23 protein-coding genes and 1 tRNA gene are annotated in these 22,251 nt (G+C 42.2%); 11 read left to right on the top strand and 13 right to left on the bottom strand.

From position 1 onward, the window contains the following. Positions 1 to 7: 7 nt before the first annotated feature. On the bottom strand, positions 8 to 1,693 hold the full coding sequence (locus PBAL39_RS04600; protein WP_008238824.1) for a PNGase F N-terminal domain-containing protein: 1,686 nt from the start codon (positions 1,691 to 1,693) through the stop codon (positions 8 to 10). A gap of 208 nt (positions 1,694 to 1,901) precedes the next feature. Between PBAL39_RS04600 and PBAL39_RS25000 the strand changes: the two genes are divergently transcribed. Continuing rightward, positions 1,902 to 2,276, top strand: a complete 375-nt coding sequence (locus PBAL39_RS25000) for an RNA-binding protein (RefSeq protein ID WP_008238822.1) — start codon at positions 1,902 to 1,904, stop codon at positions 2,274 to 2,276. Positions 2,277 to 2,295: 19 nt separating this feature from the next. Here PBAL39_RS25000 and PBAL39_RS04590 read toward each other — a convergent pair whose 3' ends face one another. The 3 genes from PBAL39_RS04590 to PBAL39_RS04580 all read right to left on the bottom strand — a co-directional run bounded on the left by PBAL39_RS04590 (position 2,296) and on the right by PBAL39_RS04580 (position 5,224). After that, positions 2,296 to 3,162 carry a DUF808 domain-containing protein gene (locus PBAL39_RS04590; protein ID WP_008238819.1) on the bottom strand — a complete coding sequence of 289 codons (867 nt, stop codon included), beginning with the start codon at positions 3,160 to 3,162 and terminating at the stop codon, positions 2,296 to 2,298. 111 nt (positions 3,163 to 3,273) lie between these two features. Next, on the bottom strand, positions 3,274 to 4,215 hold the full coding sequence (locus PBAL39_RS04585) for an alpha/beta fold hydrolase (protein WP_008238817.1): 942 nt from the start codon (positions 4,213 to 4,215) through the stop codon (positions 3,274 to 3,276). Positions 4,216 to 4,339: 124 nt separating this feature from the next. Next, the gene (locus PBAL39_RS04580; RefSeq protein WP_008238815.1) at positions 4,340 to 5,224 is read right to left on the bottom strand and encodes an AraC family transcriptional regulator; all 885 of its coding nucleotides are present in this window, start codon (positions 5,222 to 5,224) and stop codon (positions 4,340 to 4,342) included. A gap of 345 nt (positions 5,225 to 5,569) precedes the next feature. Here PBAL39_RS04580 and PBAL39_RS04575 point away from each other — a divergent pair, with 345 nt between their 5' ends. Further along, positions 5,570 to 6,037, top strand: coding sequence for a MaoC family dehydratase (locus PBAL39_RS04575; RefSeq protein WP_008238813.1), 468 nt, complete (start codon positions 5,570 to 5,572; stop codon positions 6,035 to 6,037). Between the two features lie 245 nt (positions 6,038 to 6,282). Further along, positions 6,283 to 7,362, top strand: a complete 1,080-nt coding sequence (locus PBAL39_RS04570) for an ATP-binding protein (protein ID WP_008238812.1) — start codon at positions 6,283 to 6,285, stop codon at positions 7,360 to 7,362. Between the two features lie 15 nt (positions 7,363 to 7,377). Here PBAL39_RS04570 and PBAL39_RS04565 read toward each other — a convergent pair whose 3' ends face one another. The 4 genes from PBAL39_RS04565 to PBAL39_RS04550 all read right to left on the bottom strand — a co-directional run bounded on the left by PBAL39_RS04565 (position 7,378) and on the right by PBAL39_RS04550 (position 10,353). Then, positions 7,378 to 8,472, bottom strand: a complete 1,095-nt coding sequence (locus PBAL39_RS04565) for a DUF6688 family protein (RefSeq protein ID WP_039866094.1) — start codon at positions 8,470 to 8,472, stop codon at positions 7,378 to 7,380. Positions 8,473 to 8,507: 35 nt separating this feature from the next. Then, the gene (locus tag PBAL39_RS04560; RefSeq protein WP_008238810.1) at positions 8,508 to 9,275 is read right to left on the bottom strand and encodes a hypothetical protein; all 768 of its coding nucleotides are present in this window, start codon (positions 9,273 to 9,275) and stop codon (positions 8,508 to 8,510) included. Between the two features lie 162 nt (positions 9,276 to 9,437). Further along, complete coding sequence (locus PBAL39_RS04555; protein WP_008238809.1) at positions 9,438 to 9,989, bottom strand: hypothetical protein; 552 nt, start codon at positions 9,987 to 9,989, stop codon at positions 9,438 to 9,440. A 13-nt stretch (positions 9,990 to 10,002) separates the two neighbouring features. Further along, a complete protein-coding gene (locus PBAL39_RS04550) occupies positions 10,003 to 10,353 on the bottom strand; it encodes a helix-turn-helix domain-containing protein (RefSeq protein ID WP_008238807.1) in 351 nt (116 codons plus the stop codon). A gap of 104 nt (positions 10,354 to 10,457) precedes the next feature. On the opposite strand from PBAL39_RS04550, the gene PBAL39_RS04545 reads away from it, so the two are divergent. Continuing rightward, positions 10,458 to 11,201, top strand: coding sequence for an SDR family oxidoreductase (locus PBAL39_RS04545; RefSeq protein WP_008238805.1), 744 nt, complete (start codon positions 10,458 to 10,460; stop codon positions 11,199 to 11,201). Positions 11,202 to 11,309: 108 nt separating this feature from the next. On the opposite strand, the gene PBAL39_RS04540 is transcribed toward PBAL39_RS04545, so the two are convergent. Continuing rightward, positions 11,310 to 11,891 (bottom strand): TIGR00730 family Rossman fold protein, encoded by a 582-nt coding sequence (locus PBAL39_RS04540; RefSeq protein ID WP_008238802.1) that lies wholly within the window; start codon positions 11,889 to 11,891, stop codon positions 11,310 to 11,312. A 150-nt stretch (positions 11,892 to 12,041) separates the two neighbouring features. Then, positions 12,042 to 13,121 (bottom strand): two-component regulator propeller domain-containing protein, encoded by a 1,080-nt coding sequence (locus tag PBAL39_RS04535; protein WP_008238800.1) that lies wholly within the window; start codon positions 13,119 to 13,121, stop codon positions 12,042 to 12,044. Positions 13,122 to 13,320: 199 nt separating this feature from the next. On the opposite strand from PBAL39_RS04535, the gene PBAL39_RS04530 reads away from it, so the two are divergent. After that, complete coding sequence (locus PBAL39_RS04530; RefSeq protein ID WP_232282894.1) at positions 13,321 to 14,124, top strand: winged helix-turn-helix domain-containing protein; 804 nt, start codon at positions 13,321 to 13,323, stop codon at positions 14,122 to 14,124. Positions 14,125 to 14,283: 159 nt separating this feature from the next. Further along, positions 14,284 to 15,120 carry a hypothetical protein gene (locus PBAL39_RS04525; RefSeq protein ID WP_008238795.1) on the top strand — a complete coding sequence of 279 codons (837 nt, stop codon included), beginning with the start codon at positions 14,284 to 14,286 and terminating at the stop codon, positions 15,118 to 15,120. A gap of 91 nt (positions 15,121 to 15,211) precedes the next feature. On the opposite strand, the gene PBAL39_RS04520 is transcribed toward PBAL39_RS04525, so the two are convergent. Further along, positions 15,212 to 16,609 (bottom strand): MFS transporter, encoded by a 1,398-nt coding sequence (locus PBAL39_RS04520; RefSeq protein WP_008238793.1) that lies wholly within the window; start codon positions 16,607 to 16,609, stop codon positions 15,212 to 15,214. Between the two features lie 190 nt (positions 16,610 to 16,799). Here PBAL39_RS04520 and PBAL39_RS04515 point away from each other — a divergent pair, with 190 nt between their 5' ends. Beyond that, positions 16,800 to 17,660 (top strand): AraC family transcriptional regulator, encoded by an 861-nt coding sequence (locus PBAL39_RS04515; RefSeq protein WP_008238792.1) that lies wholly within the window; start codon positions 16,800 to 16,802, stop codon positions 17,658 to 17,660. Positions 17,661 to 17,733: 73 nt separating this feature from the next. After that, positions 17,734 to 18,450 (top strand): siderophore-interacting protein, encoded by a 717-nt coding sequence (locus PBAL39_RS04510; RefSeq protein ID WP_008238790.1) that lies wholly within the window; start codon positions 17,734 to 17,736, stop codon positions 18,448 to 18,450. A gap of 7 nt (positions 18,451 to 18,457) precedes the next feature. Here PBAL39_RS04510 and PBAL39_RS04505 read toward each other — a convergent pair whose 3' ends face one another. Together PBAL39_RS04505 and PBAL39_RS04500 are read right to left on the bottom strand one after the other, a co-directional pair. After that, entirely contained in the window at positions 18,458 to 18,775 is a 318-nt protein-coding gene (locus PBAL39_RS04505) for a DUF962 domain-containing protein (protein WP_008238789.1), read from the bottom strand. Between the two features lie 53 nt (positions 18,776 to 18,828). Continuing rightward, complete coding sequence (locus PBAL39_RS04500; protein ID WP_008238787.1) at positions 18,829 to 19,464, bottom strand: HAD family phosphatase; 636 nt, start codon at positions 19,462 to 19,464, stop codon at positions 18,829 to 18,831. 65 nt (positions 19,465 to 19,529) lie between these two features. Between PBAL39_RS04500 and PBAL39_RS04495 the strand changes: the two genes are divergently transcribed. The 3 genes from PBAL39_RS04495 (at position 19,530) to PBAL39_RS04485 (ending at position 22,127) form a co-directional block, all read left to right on the top strand. Further along, positions 19,530 to 19,603, top strand: a tRNA-Ile gene (locus PBAL39_RS04495). A gap of 315 nt (positions 19,604 to 19,918) precedes the next feature. Next, positions 19,919 to 20,464, top strand: coding sequence for a hypothetical protein (locus PBAL39_RS04490; RefSeq protein WP_157273897.1), 546 nt, complete (start codon positions 19,919 to 19,921; stop codon positions 20,462 to 20,464). A 151-nt stretch (positions 20,465 to 20,615) separates the two neighbouring features. Beyond that, positions 20,616 to 22,127 carry a catalase gene (locus tag PBAL39_RS04485; RefSeq protein WP_008238783.1) on the top strand — a complete coding sequence of 504 codons (1,512 nt, stop codon included), beginning with the start codon at positions 20,616 to 20,618 and terminating at the stop codon, positions 22,125 to 22,127. The last annotated feature ends 124 nt before the right edge of the window (positions 22,128 to 22,251 follow it).

Below are 22,251 nucleotides of genomic sequence, written 5' to 3'. Positions count from 1 at the left end.
ACAGGTGTTAAGGCTGCTCATCGCCGATCAGGACACCCGAGACATTCCATGCGCTGAAGCTCGTCCCTTCAGTTTTACCTAACGGGATGGCCACTTTTATGGTGTGTTCACCTGCGGTTAAGTCAGGAAGGGGAATTTCTACAGGCAGAGTAATGGTGCCGGGGCACCAGTTCGAACGGCTCAGGTCTGAAGAGGACAAGCCGTTGCCAAAATTACCTGAGGCAGGGTTCAGCATACGGTAAGTTGCGCAGTCTTCCCTCCATGGAATGAAGTGATATACCCGTTTGCCGTCGACGAATATCTCGTTCTGTTTGGGTACGAATTCATCACCTCCACCCCAGCCACCATGGCCCGTGGTCAGGTAACGCAGGCGAAGATTTTTTACACCTGCGGGAATATTAACAGTGACCGTGAGGGAGTCTTTTTCAAACATCGTCCCATATTCCTGGCCCGACATTTCCATCAGGTTGGTAGTATTGAAAACAGGCAGCATCCATGTTTTGTCGGGCTGCTGAGCCTCATCCCCATCACCGGGATAATATTTGAAATACAGACTGGCTTTGTGCCCTCCTTTGTCATAATTACCAATAAATACACCGATCCAGGCTTCCCCCTGCAGGCTCGGCAACAAAGTACTGATATCCTGTTTATACACTACAGAATCTGCCCAGTTATACCCTTTGATTTTTGCCTGTTCATTAAAATGCCCTACCCCGAAAGAAGTGAAAAACCGCATGAGCTCCAGGGGCGGCAGGTATTGATCTGTGGCAATTACGCCCTGATATTTCTTGCCATTTTTCGCTTCGTAGACAGGGAGAACGCTGATATCCTTCTGCAAAGCCTGAAGGAACGATGTCTTTTTATCTAATGGAATCATAAATACTGATCCCGTACGGTCGTACGCGTCTCCATTAGAGTGTTGCACAAGTTCTGCGAAGAGCTTTTGTCCGGATGTCGTTTCAGGAAGCCTGACTTTTTTAAGGATTACCGTGCCCCCGGAGAAGTGATAGGTTACATCGGATTGTTCACCTTCCGGGTTGTCATTCTCTCTTCCGAAAGAAATCTGCTCATCGTTGAAAATCTGTATGGTCTGGTATCTGCTTTCAATGATCTGACGTTGATAGGCAGGTTCATCGAGCACAGTTCCCCACTGTACCGGCCACCTCAGTTCATCAGGTTTGATTTTGCGATAGTCAATATTGGTGGCAATAGTTTCATAATTGCCATTGCGGATAATCTTAAGGATCAGTCCAAGCCCCGGTGCAACCGACATCGTAGGTGTTCCTTTGATCTTCAGGTCGTCGTTGTACCAGATCTCAATAGTATTGGAACGAAGGATGAGTTTTGCCTTTTTACAAGGGATGCCGCAAATGGTATCTATGCCCGGCAGCAAGTCGGCCTTTATGTATGCTGAAAATGGTTTTTTAAAAGTATAGAGACGTCCCTTACTATCGAGTACCTGGTAAGTCGACTGTTCTTTCAATCGCAAAAACTGCGACTCCGCCTGCCCGCCCCTTGAAACGATGCGGACCTGATCTCCCTGGATATATAACTTTTGCTCTCCGCCAACATCTTTGCCATTACTTCGGATTTTATAAGTGATGACGGCCTGTGATTCATCTTTAATTCTTTTTTGTGCAAACAGTGGCAGATTGATTAAAAGCAGGAGACATGCGGTCAGTAAGGTTTTCATATGGGCTAAAGTTAAACATAAGCTTGTTAATCCATAACGTATCCTCATTTTTGACCTCCATTTTTTGACATTTTACGTCGCTATGATCTTTAGAATTATTATCCTAAAAAATCCCAATAAGCTTTACAAAAACATAAAATTGGCCCTCAACATAATTTGCACAGAATGGGACTGAAATAAATCCTAAATTTGCACTTTCAAATAAAATATGATTAAGTTATTCGTAGTCGGATATCCGCTGGATATCCAGGAGTCAGAGCTGATTGAACTGTTCAGCTTTCATGGTATGATCAACAGTCTTGATTTAGTGACCGATAAGTTCACAAAGAAACATAAAGGATTTGGCTTTGTGGAGATGGTAGATCAGGCAGGCGCAGACCGGGCGATCCGCGCATTGAACGGACTGGTGTTAAGAGGCAGAAAGATATCCGTAAAACTCGCAGAGGAAAACAGACCAGAGCGTTCCAGACCAACAAGAATCAATCATTTTGCGGACAACGATCAGCAAAACAACATTAAACAGGACACTTTTAAGAACAAAAGACCGCGCAAGCTGGTAAACAATACTTTCAGGGCAGAGTAGTTCTCTACTACCAATATTCTTAACGTTTTATCAGGCCAGCCAACTTCCCCCCCCCTGCTGCAAAAGCTACGGCCACGAGTCCGGCAGCCAAACCAATAGCAAACTCCTTGACAATTGAAGACAATGCAGGAAGTAAGTGGTGGAAGAATTCAATATTGTGAACGAAGATCCCTCCAGAAACGAGGATCAGGGCAATTGTTCCCACAACGCCCAAAAACCGGATGATCAGGGGCAGCGATTTCACTAATAACTGTCCCAATCCGCCAAAGAATCCTTTATCATTGGAACTTTTAATTAATTTATAACCGATATCATCCATTCTGACTATTAGGGCAACAATGCCATAAACACCAATTGTAGCGAGTAAAGCCACAACAGAAACTGTCAGAATCTGGATCGATAGAGACTCTTCGAGCACAGTTCCCAATGCGATGATGACGATTTCCACGGATAAGATGAAGTCGGTCATCACGGCTGATTTCACTTTTGCTTTTTCAGCCTCGGCACCATCCTGTTTAACCTCGGCGACCACCTCATGCCCTTTCTTTGAGCGATGAAATAAATATTCGATGATTTTCTCCACACCTTCGTATGCCAGGTAAAATCCACCAAGAATAAGGATAATTTTAATAGCTACAGGTAGAAAGGCGTTAAGCAGCAAAGCGATTGGGACGATGATCAGTTTATTTAACAGCGAACCTTTGGTGATGGCCCAGAGCACAGGAAGCTCCCTTGATGCGAGAAAGCCAGTGGCTTTCTCTGCATTCACGGCCAGGTCATCACCGAGAATTCCGGCAGTTTTTCTTGTGGCTATTTTCGCGGTAACCGCGACGTCATCCATTAAAGCAGCTATATCATCTAAAATCGCAAAAAAGCCTGAAGCCATAAGGTATCTCGTTATAAGGTTACAATAATATAAATTGGAACTGGGATTACAACGAAAATAGCAGTTTAGTTTTAAATAAATACTAAACCGCCATCTCCTATTCAAAGGGCTTTATCTCCGCTCAACAGTACCGATATTATTCTGGCTTTCCAGCAGCCAGTTACATGCTTCCGTCCAGGCAGGATCGCCAGGATAGAGCGCCGTACGCAGGTAGGCCCAGGTTAGTCGCTGCACCGCAGCAACACGTTCTGGGTTTTCATCCGTAGTTTCCGTCACCAGATATCCGGAGATGCCACCCAGCAGATGTTCTCCACCAAACAAAGTCACCAATGCATTGGCAGCGGGGCTCAGCCTGTAAGCATCTGTAAACCAATCCCAGCCCCGCAGTGTAAGTGGACTATCATCCTTGTCGCCGGCAACGACCAGACTTGGCGTAATCATCTCCGCATAACTCGGGTTCATAAAAGGAAAGTGTTCCGCGGCAAAGGGGCTAAGGTCATCTCCCCCCTTTCCTCCAGGTGTAAGTAGTATGCCTGCCTTGATTCTTGAGTCCGACAGGTCCTTGCCCGGCTTACCATCGGCGCCGATTACCCTGGCTCCTAATAACATGCCCGTTGTTTGTGAGCCAAACGAATGTCCAACAGCAGCAATGCGACTTTTATCCATACGTCCTTTCAGGCCAGGAAGTGTTGTTTCGAGGAAATCAAGTTGATCCAAAATAAGCCTTATGTCGTCTACACGGATCTTCCAGATGGATGGTGTTCGCGGATCTTCAGGTGGAAGCGCCAGTGTCCTTGAATCTAAAAAGGTGGGCTGGATGACTACAAAACCGCGGGATGCCCAAAAACTAACAAGCGGTGCATACCCATTCAGTGAAGAGCCATATCCATGGGCAAAAAGGATTATTGGCAATGCAGTTCCCGTTGCAGGAGCCGATATGCGGACCTGCAGATCTTCGCCACGTTCGACTGCAGCAAGCACAACCGGACCGACGGAGACGACGGATGTGGTAGCAGCTGTTTTTAATTCATCTAGTTTCTCTCTTTTCATCATGTTGTATTGTATTAATATATTGATTGAGCGGCATCACCGCCTGGATCATCAATTATTGATCAATACAAAGGTCTATAGGAATGGGGCAAGGAGATAAAGAGAATCAAACCAAAAACTATGACATTCATACTTTTTCTTCTTTTTTCCTGAAGGAACTGGGCGTAGTGCCGGTAACTCTTCTGAAATAATTATTAAAGTAGCTGGGATATTCGAATCCGAGTCCGTAGGCAATATCGGCCACACTCCAGTTGGTGTGTTGTAGCAGGGCTTTGGCTTCCGCTGCAATACGTTCAGCAATATGTTGGGATATTGGCTTTCCAGTGACCTCCTTCACTGAACGGTTCAGGTAATTGACATGAACAGCGAGCCTCCCGGCAAAGTCCTGTGCGCTCCTCAGCTGTAATGTATCTGCAGCCTGCTCAATGGGGAACTGGTTTTCCAGCAGCTCCATAAACAGGTAGGTGATTCTTGCAGCCGCATTTTTCTGTTTTATGCCATTTTGTGGCTGAACTCGTAAAGCCTCATGAATAATGAGGTCAATACAACTCCTGAGCATTTCATCTTTTCTATCATAGTCGCCATTATATACCATCAGCATCCGCTGGTATAAACCGCTGATAAAAGCAGCCTGCTCTTCACTTAAAGGAATAACGGGACGACCATCAAAACGGAAGATCGGGGAATTCAACAGGTTATCTGTGCGTTCCCTGCCTGCGATGAAATCCTCAGTAAACAGGCATGCATACCCTTGCTGTTCGGCCCTACGGTGTTCACAGGAATAAGGGATACGAGGGTTACCGAAAAACAAAAAGGTACCGTGAATGTCAAAAGCCTGATCCCCATAACAGATGTGCATGTCGGATGTAGCCAGGACTATTTTATAACAATCCCTCCTACCATATACCAGCGCAGGATACGAGGAGCCGGTCATCTCATGAATTTTGAAACCCTTTAGTTTCAATTCAGCAGCATCAAAAGAGGAGACGCTGCACGCTGCAGTTGTCTTCATACTACAAAACTATAAAATTCAAACTTCACCACCACCCCATATTTTGTCATGTTTAAGCCTGCAGTTGAATGATTTTGAATCTACATCAACTTTTTCATCCAAACAGGGCTTAATTTTGAACCCTTTGATAGCGTTAGCAGATGTTAGGGGCAAGACTTGAGTTTTCTGTATCCCATATAGTGCATATTAACAAACCACTTACAATGTAAATACCTTATGCGCCACCAAAGGACGAGCGCCAATCACCGATAATGGTTCATTTCAGTACAATTCATCCTTGATATGCCACATTCATGCAATCAGGCCTGATCTTTGATAAAGGCATGGCTTCAATAAGTCAGAAATATGGTCATCATCAACAACTTCGAAGAATACAAAACCTACTTAGGCCAGGAAATTGGCTTATCCCAGTGGCATCTCATTGATCAGCATCAGATCAACAAGTTTGCAGATGCAACTTTGGATCACCAATGGATACATACTGATCCTCAAAAAGCAAAAACAGAGGGGCCTTTCCATTCTACCATTGCACACGGCTATCTGACGCTGTCGCTGATCCCGTATTTATGGAAACAAATAGCAGATGTACGAAACATTAAGATGGAAATCAACTATGGAATAGAAAGTTTCAAATTTGGACAGCCAGTATTTGTGGACAGTGAGGTGCAGCTGAAAGCCAAACTTATTTCCATTACAGATTTAAGGGGTGTAACAAAGGTCGTGATTGAAGCCACCTTAATCATTAAAGATCAACCTAAACCTGCATATACAGGTAATGTTGTTTTCCTATACCACTTCATTAAAGAGGAATAGAACAACGTTGCACGCACAGAACCAGGAGACTGAATTCATTTTGATGTGCCATCATCTGATTATGAGGCATAGGTACGTGCGGCCTATTAACGGCGACTTTGGTTGTTTTGTTAAATAAAAAACATCGGTATCTATATTAAAAACAGCACACCTATCAGTTATCTAATTTAATCCCTGAGAAACCGGATATTTTTTCATAGATTGTTGGGGGCATTCCGGCTACATCCAGTCATACTGACCCAATTATGCAAAAGAAAAACGACCAGATCAGTACGTTGCTCAAACTGAATGACGAGCTGGAAAACTATTTCCGGAATACCATTATACCACAGTTATTTGTAGACGCTCACCTCATCCTCAGAAAGTTTACCCCTCCGGCGATGAAACAGTTTAGACTAGTTTCGTCAGATGTAGGAAGGCCTATTGCCGATATTAAAGAAAACTTCCGGTTCCCTTCTATTTTGGAGAACATTCAGAATGTAATGGAATCCGGTGACATTCTGGACAAGGAGATCCAAACTACCGACATGCGCTGGTACCAGATGAACGTAATCCCTTACCTGGTAAAAGAAGAAAATAAAACGAATGGTGTCATCATAACATTTGTCGAGATCACCAGCCGCATCAATGACCTTCGGGAACAGGAAAAACTGATCGCAGAACACGAGGTCTTACTGGACACCATTGCCCATGATATCAAGACACCACTCACCAGCCTGGGACTGACGATTGAAATGCTGAAAGGAATTCCTGAAAAGGGAATGGAAAGGTTTCCCGTTTTGCTGGAAAAAGTTGAAAATAGCCTGATCAATATGCAGCACATTATTAATGACCTGACTGATTCCCGCTGGAAAACTCACAGATACCAGGCGGAAGAGGAGCTGCTGGATTTCGAGAATATTATAGAAGATACCAGGCTGACTCTGGCACCTCAGATCGAAGAATCCAAGGCAATCATAAAAATTGATATCGGCGTTTCAGAGATCGTCTTCGTGAGGCGCAAGTTGCGCAGCGTGATTTATAATCTGGTCAGTAATGCGATTAAATACAGATCTCCGGAACGCAGACCCGAAGTTTCGATTAGTACAGTTGAACAGGAGGGCTTTATGGTCATTACCATTGCTGATAATGGCTCTGGAATCGCAGAGAAAGACTACAGTAGCATATTCACTAAATACAGGCGTCTAACAAAATCTGCCGACGGGACGGGTGTTGGCCTTTACCTGGTCAGAGAGATGGTCAACAGTTCTGATGGAAAGATCACCGTAGAAAGTAAGGTTGGTAAGGGGTCAGTTTTTAAGGTATACTTGAAACTTCAGAAATAACTTTAATCGTTTATGTCAAGAAGTGACCATTGCATACTGCTTGCTGATGCGATGTTCAGGTTTTTCAGTAAAAAGGTACAAACAGATCAGAAAAGCCCACTCCAGGGGTTTCATCAGCAGATAAGTTAGGTTTGACAAACGCTCGTTATTAATCTTTCTGGATAAATTGTAGCCATATCTATCATAATTCTGCCTGATGATCCGGTGCAGTCCAGGTGAAAAATCCTGAATCATTTCTTCAAATGCATTTGCGATCAGCAGTTGCCGGTTTACGACAATCGTCCTCCCGGCACGGACACCCAGCCTGAGCGGTTTGACAATCTGTGGACTTCCCGAAACTGCTACTGTACATAGATAGTGTCCTTTGTGGTCTAGAACCGGCGGATGCATTTGTCGTGAAAACCTCCAGGTTGTGGTATCGGTAAAAACTTTGGCTAGACTGTCTGTGTCCTGTCCCAGTATCAAAAGCAAGATGGTAGTGATCATCAGAACAGGAACCATCAGGAGCAATGCCCAGAGCGGGAGATTTTGCTGTCGGAACAGGAAATGATTGATCCTATTTAAAAATTTATTGGTATAGACACGTTCACCAGCCACAAGTATGCCATTTTTTATCACTTGTACGATGAGCGATACCGCTATAAAAATGCCTAAAGCAGGCGTAAACACCAAGAGGAGCACATGATCCGATCCACCACTACCTTCAATGCTGGTTGTATCATGAGCTGAAATTTGCATAAGGATCAGGAAATTAAGTATAATCCCAGTCATAATAAAACCCAGTGCAAGTACGATAGTTAAGGGAGGCAGATGATTACCCTTACGCCACAACAATATCAAAGCTATGTGAAAAGCAAAAAAATAAAAAACCATACTCAGGACGTGTTTTCCACCGAATGGGGTATAACACATTCCGTCTATCGGATCAATTGCCGTGAAATAATCCGCCTTATGCGTCATTAAGCCAACACAAAATATACCCAGCGAAAGAACATAAACTGTGATCAGCGCCAGCTGCGATGATGGCATATCTTTTCTAATTTTTTTTAAACTTAACACCGTCATACTGACGACAAACAGAAGAAAGAGTATTATTAAAAGAAAAATCATGTTAAATATGCTGTATGTAGGAAAAAAACGGCCAATTACTCATAGGTGTGTTCAGTGATGTCAATGGACAATACTGGCCCCTCTCTCCATTTTATCCAGCCCTCGGCGTTAATCAGGCTGTCAAATTCAGACTCCCTCCCAAAACCCTTGGCCAGCCGTATCCATTCTCCTTTCGATTCTATCACCCGGAATGGCAGAAACACATTTTCTTTATTCTCGAAGACTACTTTTCCATTAGGCTGATCGTAAACGACAACATTTTCCCTGGTGATAAATTCAACTCTTTTTAGATAACGCTCCCACGTCTCGTAGATGTACCATCTCGGATTGTACTTAGACCCTGGGCAATTGCTGCAACTGTTATCAGAGAGTGCTCTTTCAGTGGAGTAATAAGCAGCAGTGGCATCCCGTTTAATCAGAAGGACTTCCCAGGTTTCCTCATTGGTCACGACCTTAAATGAGGTCACCGTAGTGTCGATCACCCGGAATTTAAGTTCAGGAGCAAAACGGATCAGCCCCATATTGATATTCCGCTCTCCCTCAGCAAAACTGTCACCCCCTGTCATCCTGTATGGTTTCAATTTGATATCACAAACAAACTTCATCACGCCCGATTTGTTCGTTTTAAACCTCAGCACATCAAAGGGGACACCATCCATTTCCTGCTTATACAACGGAATTTCGAAATTGGTATTCACGGTCAACAGGCCAATCCCAATCGCTTTGGGCTGAATGGGATGACGTGCACCACACTGGATCATACACAGGACAATGGGAAGCAGTATAACCAGGTATTTGAACATATTCGAGTATTAATTTATTCAGTATTTTCGCTGAAGCCGATTCAACAGCAATCAAGCCAGCAAACTTATGCCAGCGGGAAATTCTTAACAAATATGAATCCAGATTACCGGTTTAGTACATCAATTCGCAAAATAGTATTTTCAATGAATTAGCTGGATTGCCTATTCGGAAATCCGATCATTGATGGAAATGTTTACAGGAATTCTTATTTCTTTTTTTTCTCCATGCGGCATTTCAAATTCCATATTGATATAACCTCTCAGCGTGCTAAACTTACCGTTTAGCTTGAAAGAAATTCCCAAATTCTGGTATAGGATCTTGTCATATTCCCATAAACCGTACTCCTCTAAATAGATTGCACGCCCGTCATCAACAAAATTCAGCTTTTCATTGTGCTCGTTAATGAGTTCATAACTTTTAAGTGTGTAGGTTGCAAAATCCGAAATATCATCATCTGTATTGACTATTGTGCCATGATTTTTATGATATTCCTCCAGTTTATTTTTAGGCAAAGGATACCGGGTTATAATTCCAAACAGGTCCGTTGGTTGCTTTTTGACCTCGGTAATATCCGTAATGCTTGCTTTTGCATGTTTGGTGATTTGATTCAAAAATTCTGTACTCTCAAGATCAGAATAACGATAATTGGAATTTACACAAGAGGTGATCATACTTAAAATAGCAATTTGTAGCAGGTAATTTTTTATCTTCATTTTATGATAAATTTTATTTACCGATAATTACTTTACGGTGCGCCTTACCCCACTCAGCCAGGTTGTTGATAATGGTCTTTAATGTCAGGCCGTATTCTGTTAACTGGTATTGAACGGATATAGGCTGAGTATCCAGGACAGTACGATTGATCAACTTATTGGTCTCCAGCTCCTTTAATTCTTTGCTCAACATTTTATTTGATATTCCATGTACATCATTCAGAATGTCAGAAAATCTTCTTTTATTATAATAACAAATGGAAGAAATGATGGAGACTTTCCATTTTCCATTCAGTACGTCCATCGCATCGTGAACGGCCATGATCTCTTGCTTGTGCCCTACTTGGCATTCATTTTCAGTCATAAGTTACTTTGTTACCCGAAAGTTACTGTTACTTTTCGTTACAAAGTAACTTAAATAAATTTACCTATGCTAACTTTGCAGCATAAACATTTATAAATATCATCATGGACTTTAAAAATAAAAACGTTGTTATTACAGGTGGAACTACCGGAATAGGCCTTGCAACAGCAAAGGCATTTATTAATGCAGGAGCAAACGTTTATATCACAGGCAGAAACGCCAGTAATCTGGAAAAAGCAACTGCAGCCATAAACAACCCGAATTTGTTTACTGTAGTATCCGACACGTCAAAACTCGAAGACATTTCGATCCTGGAGAAAGCGGTTGCAGAAAGCGGAAAAAAGCTCGATGTTCTTTTCCTGAATGCGGGAATAGCGACATTTGAACCCATAGCAGAAGTGACTGAAGCAAATTTTGACGCTCAATTCAACACGAATGTCAAGGGCCATTTCTTTACTTTACAAAAATTACTCCCCTATTTGGCAGACGGAGCAGCAGTAGTAGTCACCTCTTCAACCGTTGCTACGGCGGCAAATTCTGGTGCAAGCGTATATTCCGCCACCAAGGGCGCATTGAATAAAATTGCCCAAATTGCTGCAAATGAACTCGCGGGAAGAAAAATCCGTGTAAACATCGTGAGCCCTGGTCCGGTTTTAACTCCTGGGTTAGAAACTGCAGTACCTGCGGAAGCGAAAGATTTCCTGGCTGGTGCTACAGCGCTGCAACGCCTTGGTGATCCTAATGAAATTGCAAAGACGGTATTATTCTTGGCTTCTGATGATGCAAGTTTTATTACAGGAACAGAGATTGTGGCGGACGGAGGATACCTTAACTACGCATTAAAATAATCTGGGATATTCTTATTCCACATTTTGTAAAAAGCGGCATTTGCCGCTTTTTACATTTTTAAAAGAATTTATCGATAAGTCTTCACTTGATAACGATGGTAAGCACAGCTACACTTCTTCTTTTGATATCCACTTACTAACGGCTGGCGCTTCATAAGATTCCATTTTATTCAGTAAATCTTCAATCTCATTGCTGGTCAACAGCATGTTCTGGTTCACGTCTTTCAGAAAGCCCTTTCTTACCATAGTCTCTACTAGCGCCAGCAACTCATCATAAAACCCGTTGATGTTTAAAATTCCGATTGGCTTTTTGTGCAGACCAAGTTGTGCCCAGGTAAGCATTTCGAAAAACTCCTCGAGCGTTCCAAAACCACCGGGCAAGGTAATCACACCATCAGTCAGATCGTTCATTTTAGTTTTACGCTCATGCATCGTTTCAACCAGGATCAATTCTGTTAATCCTTCATGTGCGATTTCTTTGTTTTGCAAAAAATGAGGCAACACCCCAATTACGGCTCCATTATTTTCAATTGCTCCATTTGCAATAGCCCCCATTAATCCCACATTCGCACCACCATATACTACGCCGATGCTCCTTTCAGCTAAAGTTTTGCCCAACAAATATGCTTGTTGTTCATATTCCTTTTCAGTTCCAAAACTAGAACCACAAAACACAGTTATCCTTTTCATTTCATCAAAATTTACTCTTCGAATTATCTCGGCATTCACACAACAGGTTTCGCTGCTGAATTGTCACACCAAAAAATATCATTTGGATCAAAATTACGATATATATTTTTATAGCTATTGAAGGTGAATCATTTCCATGCCTCTTCACCATTAAAATTGAATGGCACTTCCGTCATAGCGATACACCCCATCAAAAGTTCCAAACAAAACATCTCCCTTGTCATCTTCTAAAATTCCGAAGATCATTGGTTTATTTGTTACTTCAGTCACAGTTGGTTTTATGCTGAATAAAGACTTTTCATCATAACGGGAAAGTACCCAACCTGCGCCATCGGCAGTAACCGACAGCGCCTTGCGCGATTCATTAGCGTTTTCGGAGCTGGTCCAGATATTGCCCTTTTTATCCTCGTAGACATAACCAACAAACTGCCGGGTAAAATTGGTAAAAGTACTGCCGTCATAGCGCCAAAGGCCATTATGGCCTCCCAGCCAGATATTACCTTTTTTATCTTTGATTATCGAACGAACATTCGTAAAAGGCTTTCCGTCGTTATTGATGATGGTTGTAAATGTCTTTCCATCGTAAACATAGGCATACCCCCTTGTGCCAAACCAAAGCTTTCCGGTTTTGTCTTCAATGATAGCATTGACATCATTATGCATCCAATGTTGTTCGGAAAGCGGTTTCTGGTAAGCTGAAATATGGACAGAATCCGCCTGGGTACCGGAGGAGCGCTCTTTAATTTTAAAATTTCGAAAGAACTTCCCATCGTACAGGCTTGCTCCGCCTTCAGTGCCAAACCAGATATTACCGGTTTTATCTTCATAAATATTAGTAACCCGATCATTGGCAAGCCCATCCTTCGTTGTAAAATTTCGAAATGACCTTCCATTGTAATAGTAAACGCCTGAGCCAACAGAGGCAAACCAAAAGTTTCCTTTTCTATCTTCTAACACAGAAAAAAAGCGGGCAGAACTCACCTTACTGGTAATGTTGGTAAAAGATTTTCCATCATATTTAAAAATGCCCTGCCAGGAAGCAATCCAAATGTTACCCTTTCTATCTTGCTTAATTGTACGAACAATGCTATGGGGTCCCTGAACAGCTGTTATGCCTTTGACTTCATAAACATCCTGTGGCCTGTTTTTCCGCTGAGCCTGTACGGGAAAATAAATTACTACCGCCATTATGATCAGCAGGCCGGAAAAAAATTCGGTTTTATTTTTCATATCCTATCGAAATTGATTCAGCGAAACTACTTTTATATGTTTCCGTCAGCACCATGAGGATTGTAAATAAAAATGTAAACTTTGTAAATAAAAACTTGACAACATGCATTTTAGCCAGAATAGCATCTACGGGAACCAAAAATACCTGTTCGGATCAATGATACTTTTGTTTATCTCTGTGATCTGTTTAACTTTTAGTATGGAGGATAATGAAAATTTTGACATCTCTAGGAAGGAGATGTTACTCCGCAGGATTGGACATGAACTACTCTTACAGTCTGGCGACAGTACATCAAGGGTGCTTCCGATAAAAAAGATTGCGGAAAATGAATACCAGATCAGGTTTGAGCATGAACTCACTTTTCTGCCGGACGCTCTGGTGAACACTACCCGGCGTTTGCTGGCCAAAGACCCGCTGGCAGGTGATTATGTTGTTAACATTCTGAATTGCGGTAACTCCAGTGTCGCCTATGGATATGCTATATCGAAAAATAAAAAAGACGACATTGTAGCATGCATAGGAAGAACACAGCCCAGAGCCTGTTATAGGGTTAACATTAAATTCAAACCGATAGGTAAAAATGTAATAACGAAAGGTTATCTTCTCGGTGGCCTCCCTTTTCTAGCATTTATTGGTTTTATATTTTTGAGATCGGGTAAGTCACGAATCACCTTGCCTGATGTTCCATATACTGACATGTTAACTTTGGGCCGGGTGCGGTTTGATGCACAGAACCGTAAGCTTATCATAAACGGAAAAACAATAGACTTAACAGGAACGGAAACCCGTATACTAGGGATTTTGGCATTGTTTCCTGGCGAGACGATAGAGAGAGGCCGGCTGCAGAAAGAAATATGGGAAGATCAAGGTGTTATTGTGGGACGCAGTCTGGATATGTTTATATCAAAACTTAGAAAAAAACTGGAACCTGATCCGAATATCAGAATTGTCGTGATACGTGGCAAAGGATATAAACTTGAAATCACTACCAATATGGTATAATTAAGAGTGAGATCAGTCTATAACAAATTCGGTAACCGCCTCATTACGAAAATGGTTTACACTAATTATTGTCTATTTAAAGGAAACATTTTAGGAAAATTAGCTGTTGCATTAAGTGTAATCTGAACAATACGATGTTTAAAATAAAACTAAAAACGTATGATTGACCTAAATCAGCATAACTCACAGCTCAATAGTAAATATAGAATAGAAATGCCTCCCATCAAGTATATCTTGACTCTCCTCATAACAACTCTATTTTTCTCGTGCAACTCAACAGCAGAAAAAAGCAACGAAGGGGACAAACAACCCCAAAATATAACGCCAACGCAACCGGCTCAGGCTCAGGCTCCAGGCAAAAACATAAGGTCACAAATAACAGAAACCAAAAACGAGACAAGTTCCAACATCCTGCCTGCACAACAGGCCATCATGGAATTCGTCGATTATAACGACGACGGGGACTATTTTATTCTGAATGCAAATAAAAACAGCAAAATATATTCCTTTATTAATGAAAATGATGATCGTACGTTAGTGCGCGGTGATCTTATCGATGTCACCTGGAAGGAAACTACCATACAAATCCCAGGTGACGGCAGTGATCAAAAAGCTGATAAAATCATCGACATAACAAAAGTCAAAGACGGAAAAACCTCAAACTTCAGGAAAGAATACCAGAAAGAATTGAAGTACACTTGGGCACAAGAAGAAAACTACTCTGAAGACTACCTCAACAAGTTATACAAAGTCGTAGAATACTACATCGCAAACAGTGACAACGAACTTCTTCAACAACATGTAAAAAACAAGGATCAACTTAGTTATTCCATTGAAAAACAGACTAAAGACGACAAAGAGTACACCATGATCGGGATCTCCACAACAAACTTAGAAAATCACCAGAATATAGTTCAATGGTTATACCTTGACGATAACCAAAATATACTTTACGATTACGACTTGCCGAATGACAAACCTATTGAAGTTCATTAGGACGATCAATGAATTGATGCACGGGTAACAGGGATGCAATTGGTCTAAGGTCAAGAAAATATAAATTGTATTGTCTCATTTTGAAAAAACGTTAGTCCTGATTTCCAGGAGTTTTTTCAATGTATTTCCGACTGAGCAAAATAATAAGTATTGTACACAAAATCGCGGCAATGACGCTTATTTTTATAGTTTGCAAAACCGCCTCGCCACCATTTGCAGCAAGCGTACCGAAAATAGCCACTCCAACAGCGCCGGCAACCTGTCTTACTGTATTCAAAGTAGCTGAACCAGTACCTGAAAGCATTTTGTCGACGCTGGAAAGAATTCCGGTGGTCATAGCCGGAACCGCTAGTCCCATCCCCAAAGAAATCAGCAGAAACGGCGCCGACAGCTGCAAGAATGAAGTGTGCATCCCAGCAACCAACAGACCTGAAAAACCAAGGGCAAACAGCGTCAAACCAATCAAGATCGGTGTGCGGATGCCATACCGGTTGATGATGTTTCCGCTTGCCAAATTGGAAATCACAAACCCGGCTGTTAATGGGATAAAAGCAAGACCAGCTGTGAGCGGCGGATATTTTAAAATGTCCTGCAAATAAAGACTTAAAATAAAAACTGTACCATAATAAAACCCATTGAGTACAGCTCCTAACAATAGCAACACATTGAAAGAAATGGAATTGAAAAGACTCAACGGCAACATTGGAGTTTTGACCTTGCTTTCGACCATCATAAAAACGGCAAAGAAAACCCCACCGAGCAGTATGCTCCCATAAATCAACGGATGGGCAAAGCCCAACTGTGCTCCTTCGATTACTGCTGCAACAAGTAATGTCACCGACAGCATCCAGGTGATTTGGCCAGCCAGGTCAAACTTTTTGACAACTGTTGGCTTTGGCTGTTCTTTAAGACGAAAAGTCAGCAAGATACCCGCAAGACAGATAGGGGCGTTGATAAAAAAAATGAATCTCCAGTCGCTTAGCTTAATAAGTACCCCTCCAACAATAGGTCCCGCTGCAATAGCGGCACTACCAGCTGCAGTCCATAAACCAATTGCTTTAGCTCTTTTAATAGGTCTATCAGCAAATGTGTGGTTAAGAATCGCCAGGGAACTGGGAATCATTGTCGCGGCTCCAACGCCCTGGCATGCCCTTGCAGCAATCAAGAAGGATGAACTCATCGCCAGACCACAAGCTACAGATGAAATACCGAAAATCAGCATCCCAATCTGAAAGAGACGTTTGGCTCCAAACAGATCACTTAGACTTCCCGCAGATAACATCAACACAGCAAAAGCAAGCGTGTAGGCATCAATAATCCACTGTAGAATGCTGATGTTCGCATGGTATGAATCAGCAATTTGAGGCAGAGCGATATTAACGATAGAGACATCAAGCTGAGCCACAACAAAGGCAAGACTGGTCACTAAAATTGTCCAGCCATAAGCCGGTGCAGAGGAACTCGTTGTACTTGTCGTATTCGGAATCATTAGGGAAGCTTTTTTAAGGCAGCAAATCTCGGCACAAAATTCCGGCTATCCATTTTTCAATTGACAAGTTTTCGTAAACAATTACGAACCTATTCATTGTGCTTAGCAAACGACTGGACACGCAGGTCTCAGGATTCCACGATAGACCTGAATAAATGCTAACTTTACAAACTGGCAAAAACTCCTAATCATGAAGAAGGCAAACTCAATTCCAGTCAAGCAAATCGCTGATGCGTTTGAAAATGGCATTGTCGTTGGACAGATTCCACCCGATATCGCACAATATCTTGAAGCCGAAACAGAACATGCGCATCGGCATGATGCTCATTTTTTTGCATTACATGAGCGAGGTAAAATTGAAATGGAAATTGATTTTGAAGCCTATCAAGGAGATCCCTGCTCGCTATTGTATATTCATCCAAGTCAGGTGCACCGGCTATTTAAAGTTGGAGAAGATGTAGTCGGGTACATTCTGGCAATAGGAACTGAGGCTATAAACCCCGTATACCTAGCCATCCTGGAACAAATTAATCCTGCAAAAGCGATCCAGTTAGATGAACCTAACTTTGCCCGTCTGCGAGAGGCAATGCTATTATGCATCAGCCTGTTTGAAAGAAAAAAAGACAGACTCTATGATTCCGTATTGAAAGACGGCTGCAATACATTAATTGGATTGATCGTTTCCGAATACCTGGACATCTCAGCACCTGCAGATAAATTTTCCCGGTTCGAACTCATTACAAGGGCCTTTAAAGTAGCGCTGGGAGTTCATTTCCTGACTAAAAAACGTCCCGCAGATTACGCAGACGAATTAAATATTTCCATTGCCTATTTAAATGAATGCGTAAAAAACGCAACTGGATTGTCAGTATCTCAACATATCCAGCTGCGCGTTATCCTGGAAGCCAAACGTTTGCTCTACCACTCCAACAAATCGATCAAAGAGATTGCTTTTGAATTGGGTTATGATGATTATGCTTACTTTTCAAGGTTATTTAAAAAAGCAAACGGAGTGACGGCTCTGACCTTCAGAGAAAAAAACCGCGGTTAGTCCAATATCCACATCTTTACGTCCTTTCCTTTGAAATTAGCTATTACGTCCTTTGGCATCAAATTTAAAGATTATGCCAAGCGCCCCTAAATGGTTATTCGATGCAGTAGACCTGTTCATATCCAAATTACCCTATGTGGTAATTACCAATGTGGAATTTATATCGCAAACAGTGAAGAAGATCCATTTAAATGGTGACTTCAAAGACCTTAGTTTTCCAGTAGGTTGTTACATTGACTTTCGGGTAAGCGATACCGAAGCCAGGCGCTACACTGTGGCTAAAGCGGACAGAGAAAATGGCTTCCTGGAATTTATTGTCCATGTACACGGCGCAGGATCAGGCAGTCAGTTCATGCAGGAATTGAAACCTGGTGACAAAATTAAAATGAATAAACCCAGAACAGAGCGCAATTATTATGATCGTTCTGCAAATCGATTTATCGTATTTGGAGATGAAACTTCATTAGCACTGGCCTGTTCATTTCTTCCTGTGTTGAAGCAAAACAACCAGGACTTTCATTTTTATTTTGAATTGGACGATCAAAATAAAAATGCACCAGAATTACTGGGCCTGGAAAATTATACGACATTTTCAAAGAATGGATCATTTAGAAATGAAGAATGGATAGCTGAACTTCCTCTGTTTCAAACCGCAGATTTCCAAAAGGCCAACTTCGTTTTAACTGGTAACGCAAAGTCTGCTCAGTCATTCCGGAAAGTGGCTAAAGGCAAAGGAGCGCAAAAGACATATTTACATGGCTATTGGCTTGAAGGTAAAAAAGGTTTATAGCTGAAAGCTATGTGTCCCGGAATGGGCGGTTGCCTGACAAGAGATCCCAGAACAGCATGAAATCACTGACAATGTTGAAGATAGGGAATTTAAAAACAGAAGACTTGTTTTGCTCAAAGAAATGGTGGCCAATCCAGGCAAAGCCATAAGCGAGAACGGGGGTCGCAATGATGAAACGCCATTCATGGAACAGGATTCCGGTGAATACAGACAACACCACGAGTCCTGTTCCTATAAAATGTAATAGCCTGTTGGTGGTATTTTGATGTTCGCTGAGATAGAAAGGATAGAACTCTTTTACTGATTTAAATCTTGGATCGGCCATGACATTGCTTTTTGAAAATGCAAATCTAAGGTATTTTGTAAAACATTGTGACCTTATAAAATATCATGATTTATCAGGAATTGTTGCAGGTCTCTCGGATGAGCAGTCATCAGCAGAGTATGCATACCTGCTTGTTTCGCGCCAACAAGGTGCTGTGGACTGTCGTCAATGAATAAAGTCTCCTGGGGATCCAGCTGATTTTCTCTTAATACCTGTTCAAAAATTTCTACATGAGGTTTACGAAGAAACATCTGTTGAGAATAGTAGGTCTTTTCAAAAAGGCTGGAGTTGTCTGGCATATCGTATTCCCTTTGCAGATAATCAACGATGTAATTGTAATGGATTTCATTGTTGTTGCTCAACAGGAAAGTCCGGTATTTTTCTCTTACGCGCAGCAATACATCGTGGATTTTTGGCGGCACACCGATAAGCAGACTATTCCAGGCTTTATCTATTTCTTCATCGGTGAGGGTATTATTTTTCGCGGCTTCACGGATGCCGGCACGGAATTCGGCAGGACTAATGCTGGCGGTTTCAAAATTATTAAAAAGATCATGGTGGCTTTTGTGTGCAAAAAACTCTTCGATATTGGCTATACCAAGTTGTAAAAGAGCATTTTGAGCTATACTAAAGTTGATTTCGAAGATCACGTTGCCGTAGTCGAAGATGATGTTTTTAATTTTTTGCATGAAACTGTTTTTAAAATTCGTTGTAAATATGTAACATTGCACTCGCAAAATCAACAAGATTTTCAGGGCCTATAGCTCAGTTGGTTAGAGTAGAAGACTCATAATCTTTTGGTCGCTGGTTCGAGCCCAGCTGGGCCCACAAACAACGGAAGCCGTTTTTCGCTAAGAAGAACGGCTTTTTTGTTTGGAAATTTTAATTAGCCGCTACAATTTTGGGATCGATTTTTCGGCTTTAAAATTGTAGCACACTAGTTAAAGAGTCTTTTAATAAGGATATTCTTATTTGTAATACATCAATGCGGGGCAGAAACAATAAAGATACAAAGTTCAGGTATCTGCAAATGCCTCCGCGAGGTTACAGAAGGACATTGAATCTCCAGGTAAATGATTTCAAAAATTATTAAGCGTTTGTACTAAAATGAATTTAACGAAGTTAACAATATTGATTTGCCTGATGCTATCTTTTAAAATGGCCTTTAGCCATGATATTTTAGTTAAAGACCTCGATGGCGATGCTCTGAACGATACGGTCTCACTCGACCGCAAACATGCTAAGTTGCTGGTCAGGTTGTCCCGACAGGATTATAAGAAGTTACATAGTTTGGAAATCAAAAACTTGAGTTCATCATCATCGATTGATGCGACTAAAAATGGTTTTGAGTTCCACAATGATCAAATGCGCGATGGCTATAGTTGTCATTTCCGGTTTAATCCCATTGAGGCAAAGATGCAATTGATCGGAATGACCAGATACAATGATGGGAATGCACAACTGGATGGTAGTGGGGAATCCAGTGTCAATTTGTTGACTGGTCGTTATATCGGTAACTGGAACTATTTCGATCTGAAAAAACAGAAACTGATTAAAATGGCTACCATATCGCAGCCTTTCAAGATGGCTCCGGTATATCTGGATAGATTTGGTGACCAGATACCCGAACAATATAGGACGACATGCGAAAGTCATTACACAAAAAATAAGCCTGTTTCGATTAATTAACGCTAGACTGCTTACCTGTCGGTTAATTCAGCACCGTCCTCACACGCCACATCGAAAAACACCATAGAGTTTCCCTATATCAATATAGATATTTGATGTTTCTAACCTGCTCTTATTGTTCCTAAGTTTGCTGCACAATAAATCAAATGACATGGAAAATAACGGGATAAACAAGCGCAAATTAACCACGGCTTCAGGAAGGCCATATGCAGAACATGAGAATACACAATCAGTAGGCTCTAGGGGACCATTGCTGTTACAGGACTTTGTGCTGCATGAGAAAATGGCCCATTTTAACCGTGAGCGCATTCCAGAACGTGTGGTTCATGCTAAAGGTACTGGCGCTTATGGCACTTTCAAAGTGACCCACGACATCACAAAATACACGAAAGCAAAAATATTCAGCGAGATCGGTAAAGAATGCCGGATTTTTCTGCGATTCTCTACCGTTGGCGGGGAAAAAGGAAGTGCAGATTCAGAGAGAGACCCTCGCGGATTTGCGCTTAGGCTATACACGGAAGATGGCAACTGGGACATCGTTGGCAACAACACGCCAGTGTTCTTTATTAAAGATCCGAAAAAGTTCAGCGACTTCATCCATACTCAAAAGCGCGATCCAAGAACCAACTTAAAAAGCCCAACCATGATGTGGGATTTCTGGTCACTGAATCCGGAGAGCCTCCATCAGGTGATGATTCTGATGAGTGACCGTGGAACACCCTACTCCTACCGTCATATGGACGGATTTGGCAGCCACACTTTCTCCATGATCAACGCCAACAACGAAAGAGTATGGGTAAAGTTCCATTTCAAAACGCAGCAGGGCATCCAGAACTTTACCGGACCTGAGGCTGATGCTATGCGCACACAGGACATGGATCATGCTCAAAGAGATCTGGTAGAAGCCATAGACAATAGGGAGTTCCCGAAATGGTCAGTTAAAATTCAGGTGATGACAGAGGAGGAAGCAAATACATTCCGCTGGAATCCATTTGATCTAACCAAGGTATGGCCACATACAGAATTCCCATTAATCGATGCTGGCGAGATTGAATTGAACGAAATCCCAAGAAACTACTTTGCCCACGTGGAGCAGTCTGCATTTGCGCCAACCAACCAAGTAGATGGCATCGGCTTTTCGCCCGATAGGATGTTGCAGGGCAGGATTTTATCTTATCCCGATGCTGCACGTCACCGCCTGGGCGTCAACTATCAGCAATTGCCCGTCAATGCCTGCCCTTTCATGACCAATAACTACCACCGCGATGGCGCCATGAGGTTCGACGATAACGGCAATGATGGTCCGAATTATTTTCCAAACAGCTTTGGGGATGTCTTTCCCGACGAAAGTTATAAAGAACCGGCACAGGAACTTGGCTTAAGTAGTACTGCGGATTGGTACGACAGGAATCATGGGGAAGGCGACAATGATCACTATACGCAACCTGGAGAACTCTACCGCAAGGTGATGAGCGATGCAGACCGGAACAATCTGGTAAATAACATCGTTGGTGCGATGAGTGGCATAAGCGGCCCTAAAAAAGATCAGATCATCAACCTCCAGTTGTGCCACTGGTTCAGAACTGATATCGGACTGGGAATGGCAATAGCCAGCGGACTGGGTATTGATGCTGCACAGGCAATGCAAGCACAAACGCATTAATACACCAATCATAATGGAGATCGTTTTCAAATAACCTAAGAATCCTCCCTCGATCAGTCACATCGCTACTGGATAATTCTAAAAAAACCGGTGTTCGGTAAGGACATGTAAAATCTTTTTTAAA

Origin of the sequence: Pedobacter sp. BAL39 (assembly GCF_000170795.1) — a bacterium.
GTDB lineage: Bacteria > Bacteroidota > Bacteroidia > Sphingobacteriales > Sphingobacteriaceae > Pedobacter.
Note: the sequence above shows the minus strand (reverse complement) of the source record. Positions and strands in the feature narration are given on the sequence as shown.

Excerpts from the sequence above, each read along its gene's own strand:
- PBAL39_RS04600 (WP_008238824.1), bottom strand. The coding sequence starts at position 1,693 with ATGAAAACCTTACTGACCGCATGTCTCCTGCTTTTAATCAATCTGCCA.
- PBAL39_RS25000 (WP_008238822.1), top strand. The coding sequence starts at position 1,902 with ATGATTAAGTTATTCGTAGTCGGATATCCGCTGGATATCCAGGAGTCA.
- PBAL39_RS04590 (WP_008238819.1), bottom strand. The coding sequence starts at position 3,162 with ATGGCTTCAGGCTTTTTTGCGATTTTAGATGATATAGCTGCTTTAATG.
- PBAL39_RS04585 (WP_008238817.1), bottom strand. The coding sequence starts at position 4,215 with ATGATGAAAAGAGAGAAACTAGATGAATTAAAAACAGCTGCTACCACA.
- PBAL39_RS04580 (WP_008238815.1), bottom strand. The coding sequence starts at position 5,224 with ATGAAGACAACTGCAGCGTGCAGCGTCTCCTCTTTTGATGCTGCTGAA.
- PBAL39_RS04575 (WP_008238813.1), top strand. The coding sequence starts at position 5,570 with ATGGTCATCATCAACAACTTCGAAGAATACAAAACCTACTTAGGCCAG.
- PBAL39_RS04570 (WP_008238812.1), top strand. The coding sequence starts at position 6,283 with ATGCAAAAGAAAAACGACCAGATCAGTACGTTGCTCAAACTGAATGAC.
- PBAL39_RS04565 (WP_039866094.1), bottom strand. The coding sequence starts at position 8,472 with ATGATTTTTCTTTTAATAATACTCTTTCTTCTGTTTGTCGTCAGTATG.
- PBAL39_RS04560 (WP_008238810.1), bottom strand. The coding sequence starts at position 9,275 with ATGTTCAAATACCTGGTTATACTGCTTCCCATTGTCCTGTGTATGATC.
- PBAL39_RS04555 (WP_008238809.1), bottom strand. The coding sequence starts at position 9,989 with ATGAAGATAAAAAATTACCTGCTACAAATTGCTATTTTAAGTATGATC.
- PBAL39_RS04550 (WP_008238807.1), bottom strand. The coding sequence starts at position 10,353 with ATGACTGAAAATGAATGCCAAGTAGGGCACAAGCAAGAGATCATGGCC.
- PBAL39_RS04545 (WP_008238805.1), top strand. The coding sequence starts at position 10,458 with ATGGACTTTAAAAATAAAAACGTTGTTATTACAGGTGGAACTACCGGA.
- PBAL39_RS04540 (WP_008238802.1), bottom strand. The coding sequence starts at position 11,891 with ATGAAAAGGATAACTGTGTTTTGTGGTTCTAGTTTTGGAACTGAAAAG.
- PBAL39_RS04535 (WP_008238800.1), bottom strand. The coding sequence starts at position 13,121 with ATGAAAAATAAAACCGAATTTTTTTCCGGCCTGCTGATCATAATGGCG.
- PBAL39_RS04530 (WP_232282894.1), top strand. The coding sequence starts at position 13,321 with ATGGAGGATAATGAAAATTTTGACATCTCTAGGAAGGAGATGTTACTC.
- PBAL39_RS04525 (WP_008238795.1), top strand. The coding sequence starts at position 14,284 with ATGATTGACCTAAATCAGCATAACTCACAGCTCAATAGTAAATATAGA.
- PBAL39_RS04520 (WP_008238793.1), bottom strand. The coding sequence starts at position 16,609 with ATGATTCCGAATACGACAAGTACAACGAGTTCCTCTGCACCGGCTTAT.
- PBAL39_RS04515 (WP_008238792.1), top strand. The coding sequence starts at position 16,800 with ATGAAGAAGGCAAACTCAATTCCAGTCAAGCAAATCGCTGATGCGTTT.
- PBAL39_RS04510 (WP_008238790.1), top strand. The coding sequence starts at position 17,734 with ATGCCAAGCGCCCCTAAATGGTTATTCGATGCAGTAGACCTGTTCATA.
- PBAL39_RS04505 (WP_008238789.1), bottom strand. The coding sequence starts at position 18,775 with ATGGCCGATCCAAGATTTAAATCAGTAAAAGAGTTCTATCCTTTCTAT.
- PBAL39_RS04500 (WP_008238787.1), bottom strand. The coding sequence starts at position 19,464 with ATGCAAAAAATTAAAAACATCATCTTCGACTACGGCAACGTGATCTTC.
- PBAL39_RS04490 (WP_157273897.1), top strand. The coding sequence starts at position 19,919 with ATGCTATCTTTTAAAATGGCCTTTAGCCATGATATTTTAGTTAAAGAC.
- PBAL39_RS04485 (WP_008238783.1), top strand. The coding sequence starts at position 20,616 with ATGGAAAATAACGGGATAAACAAGCGCAAATTAACCACGGCTTCAGGA.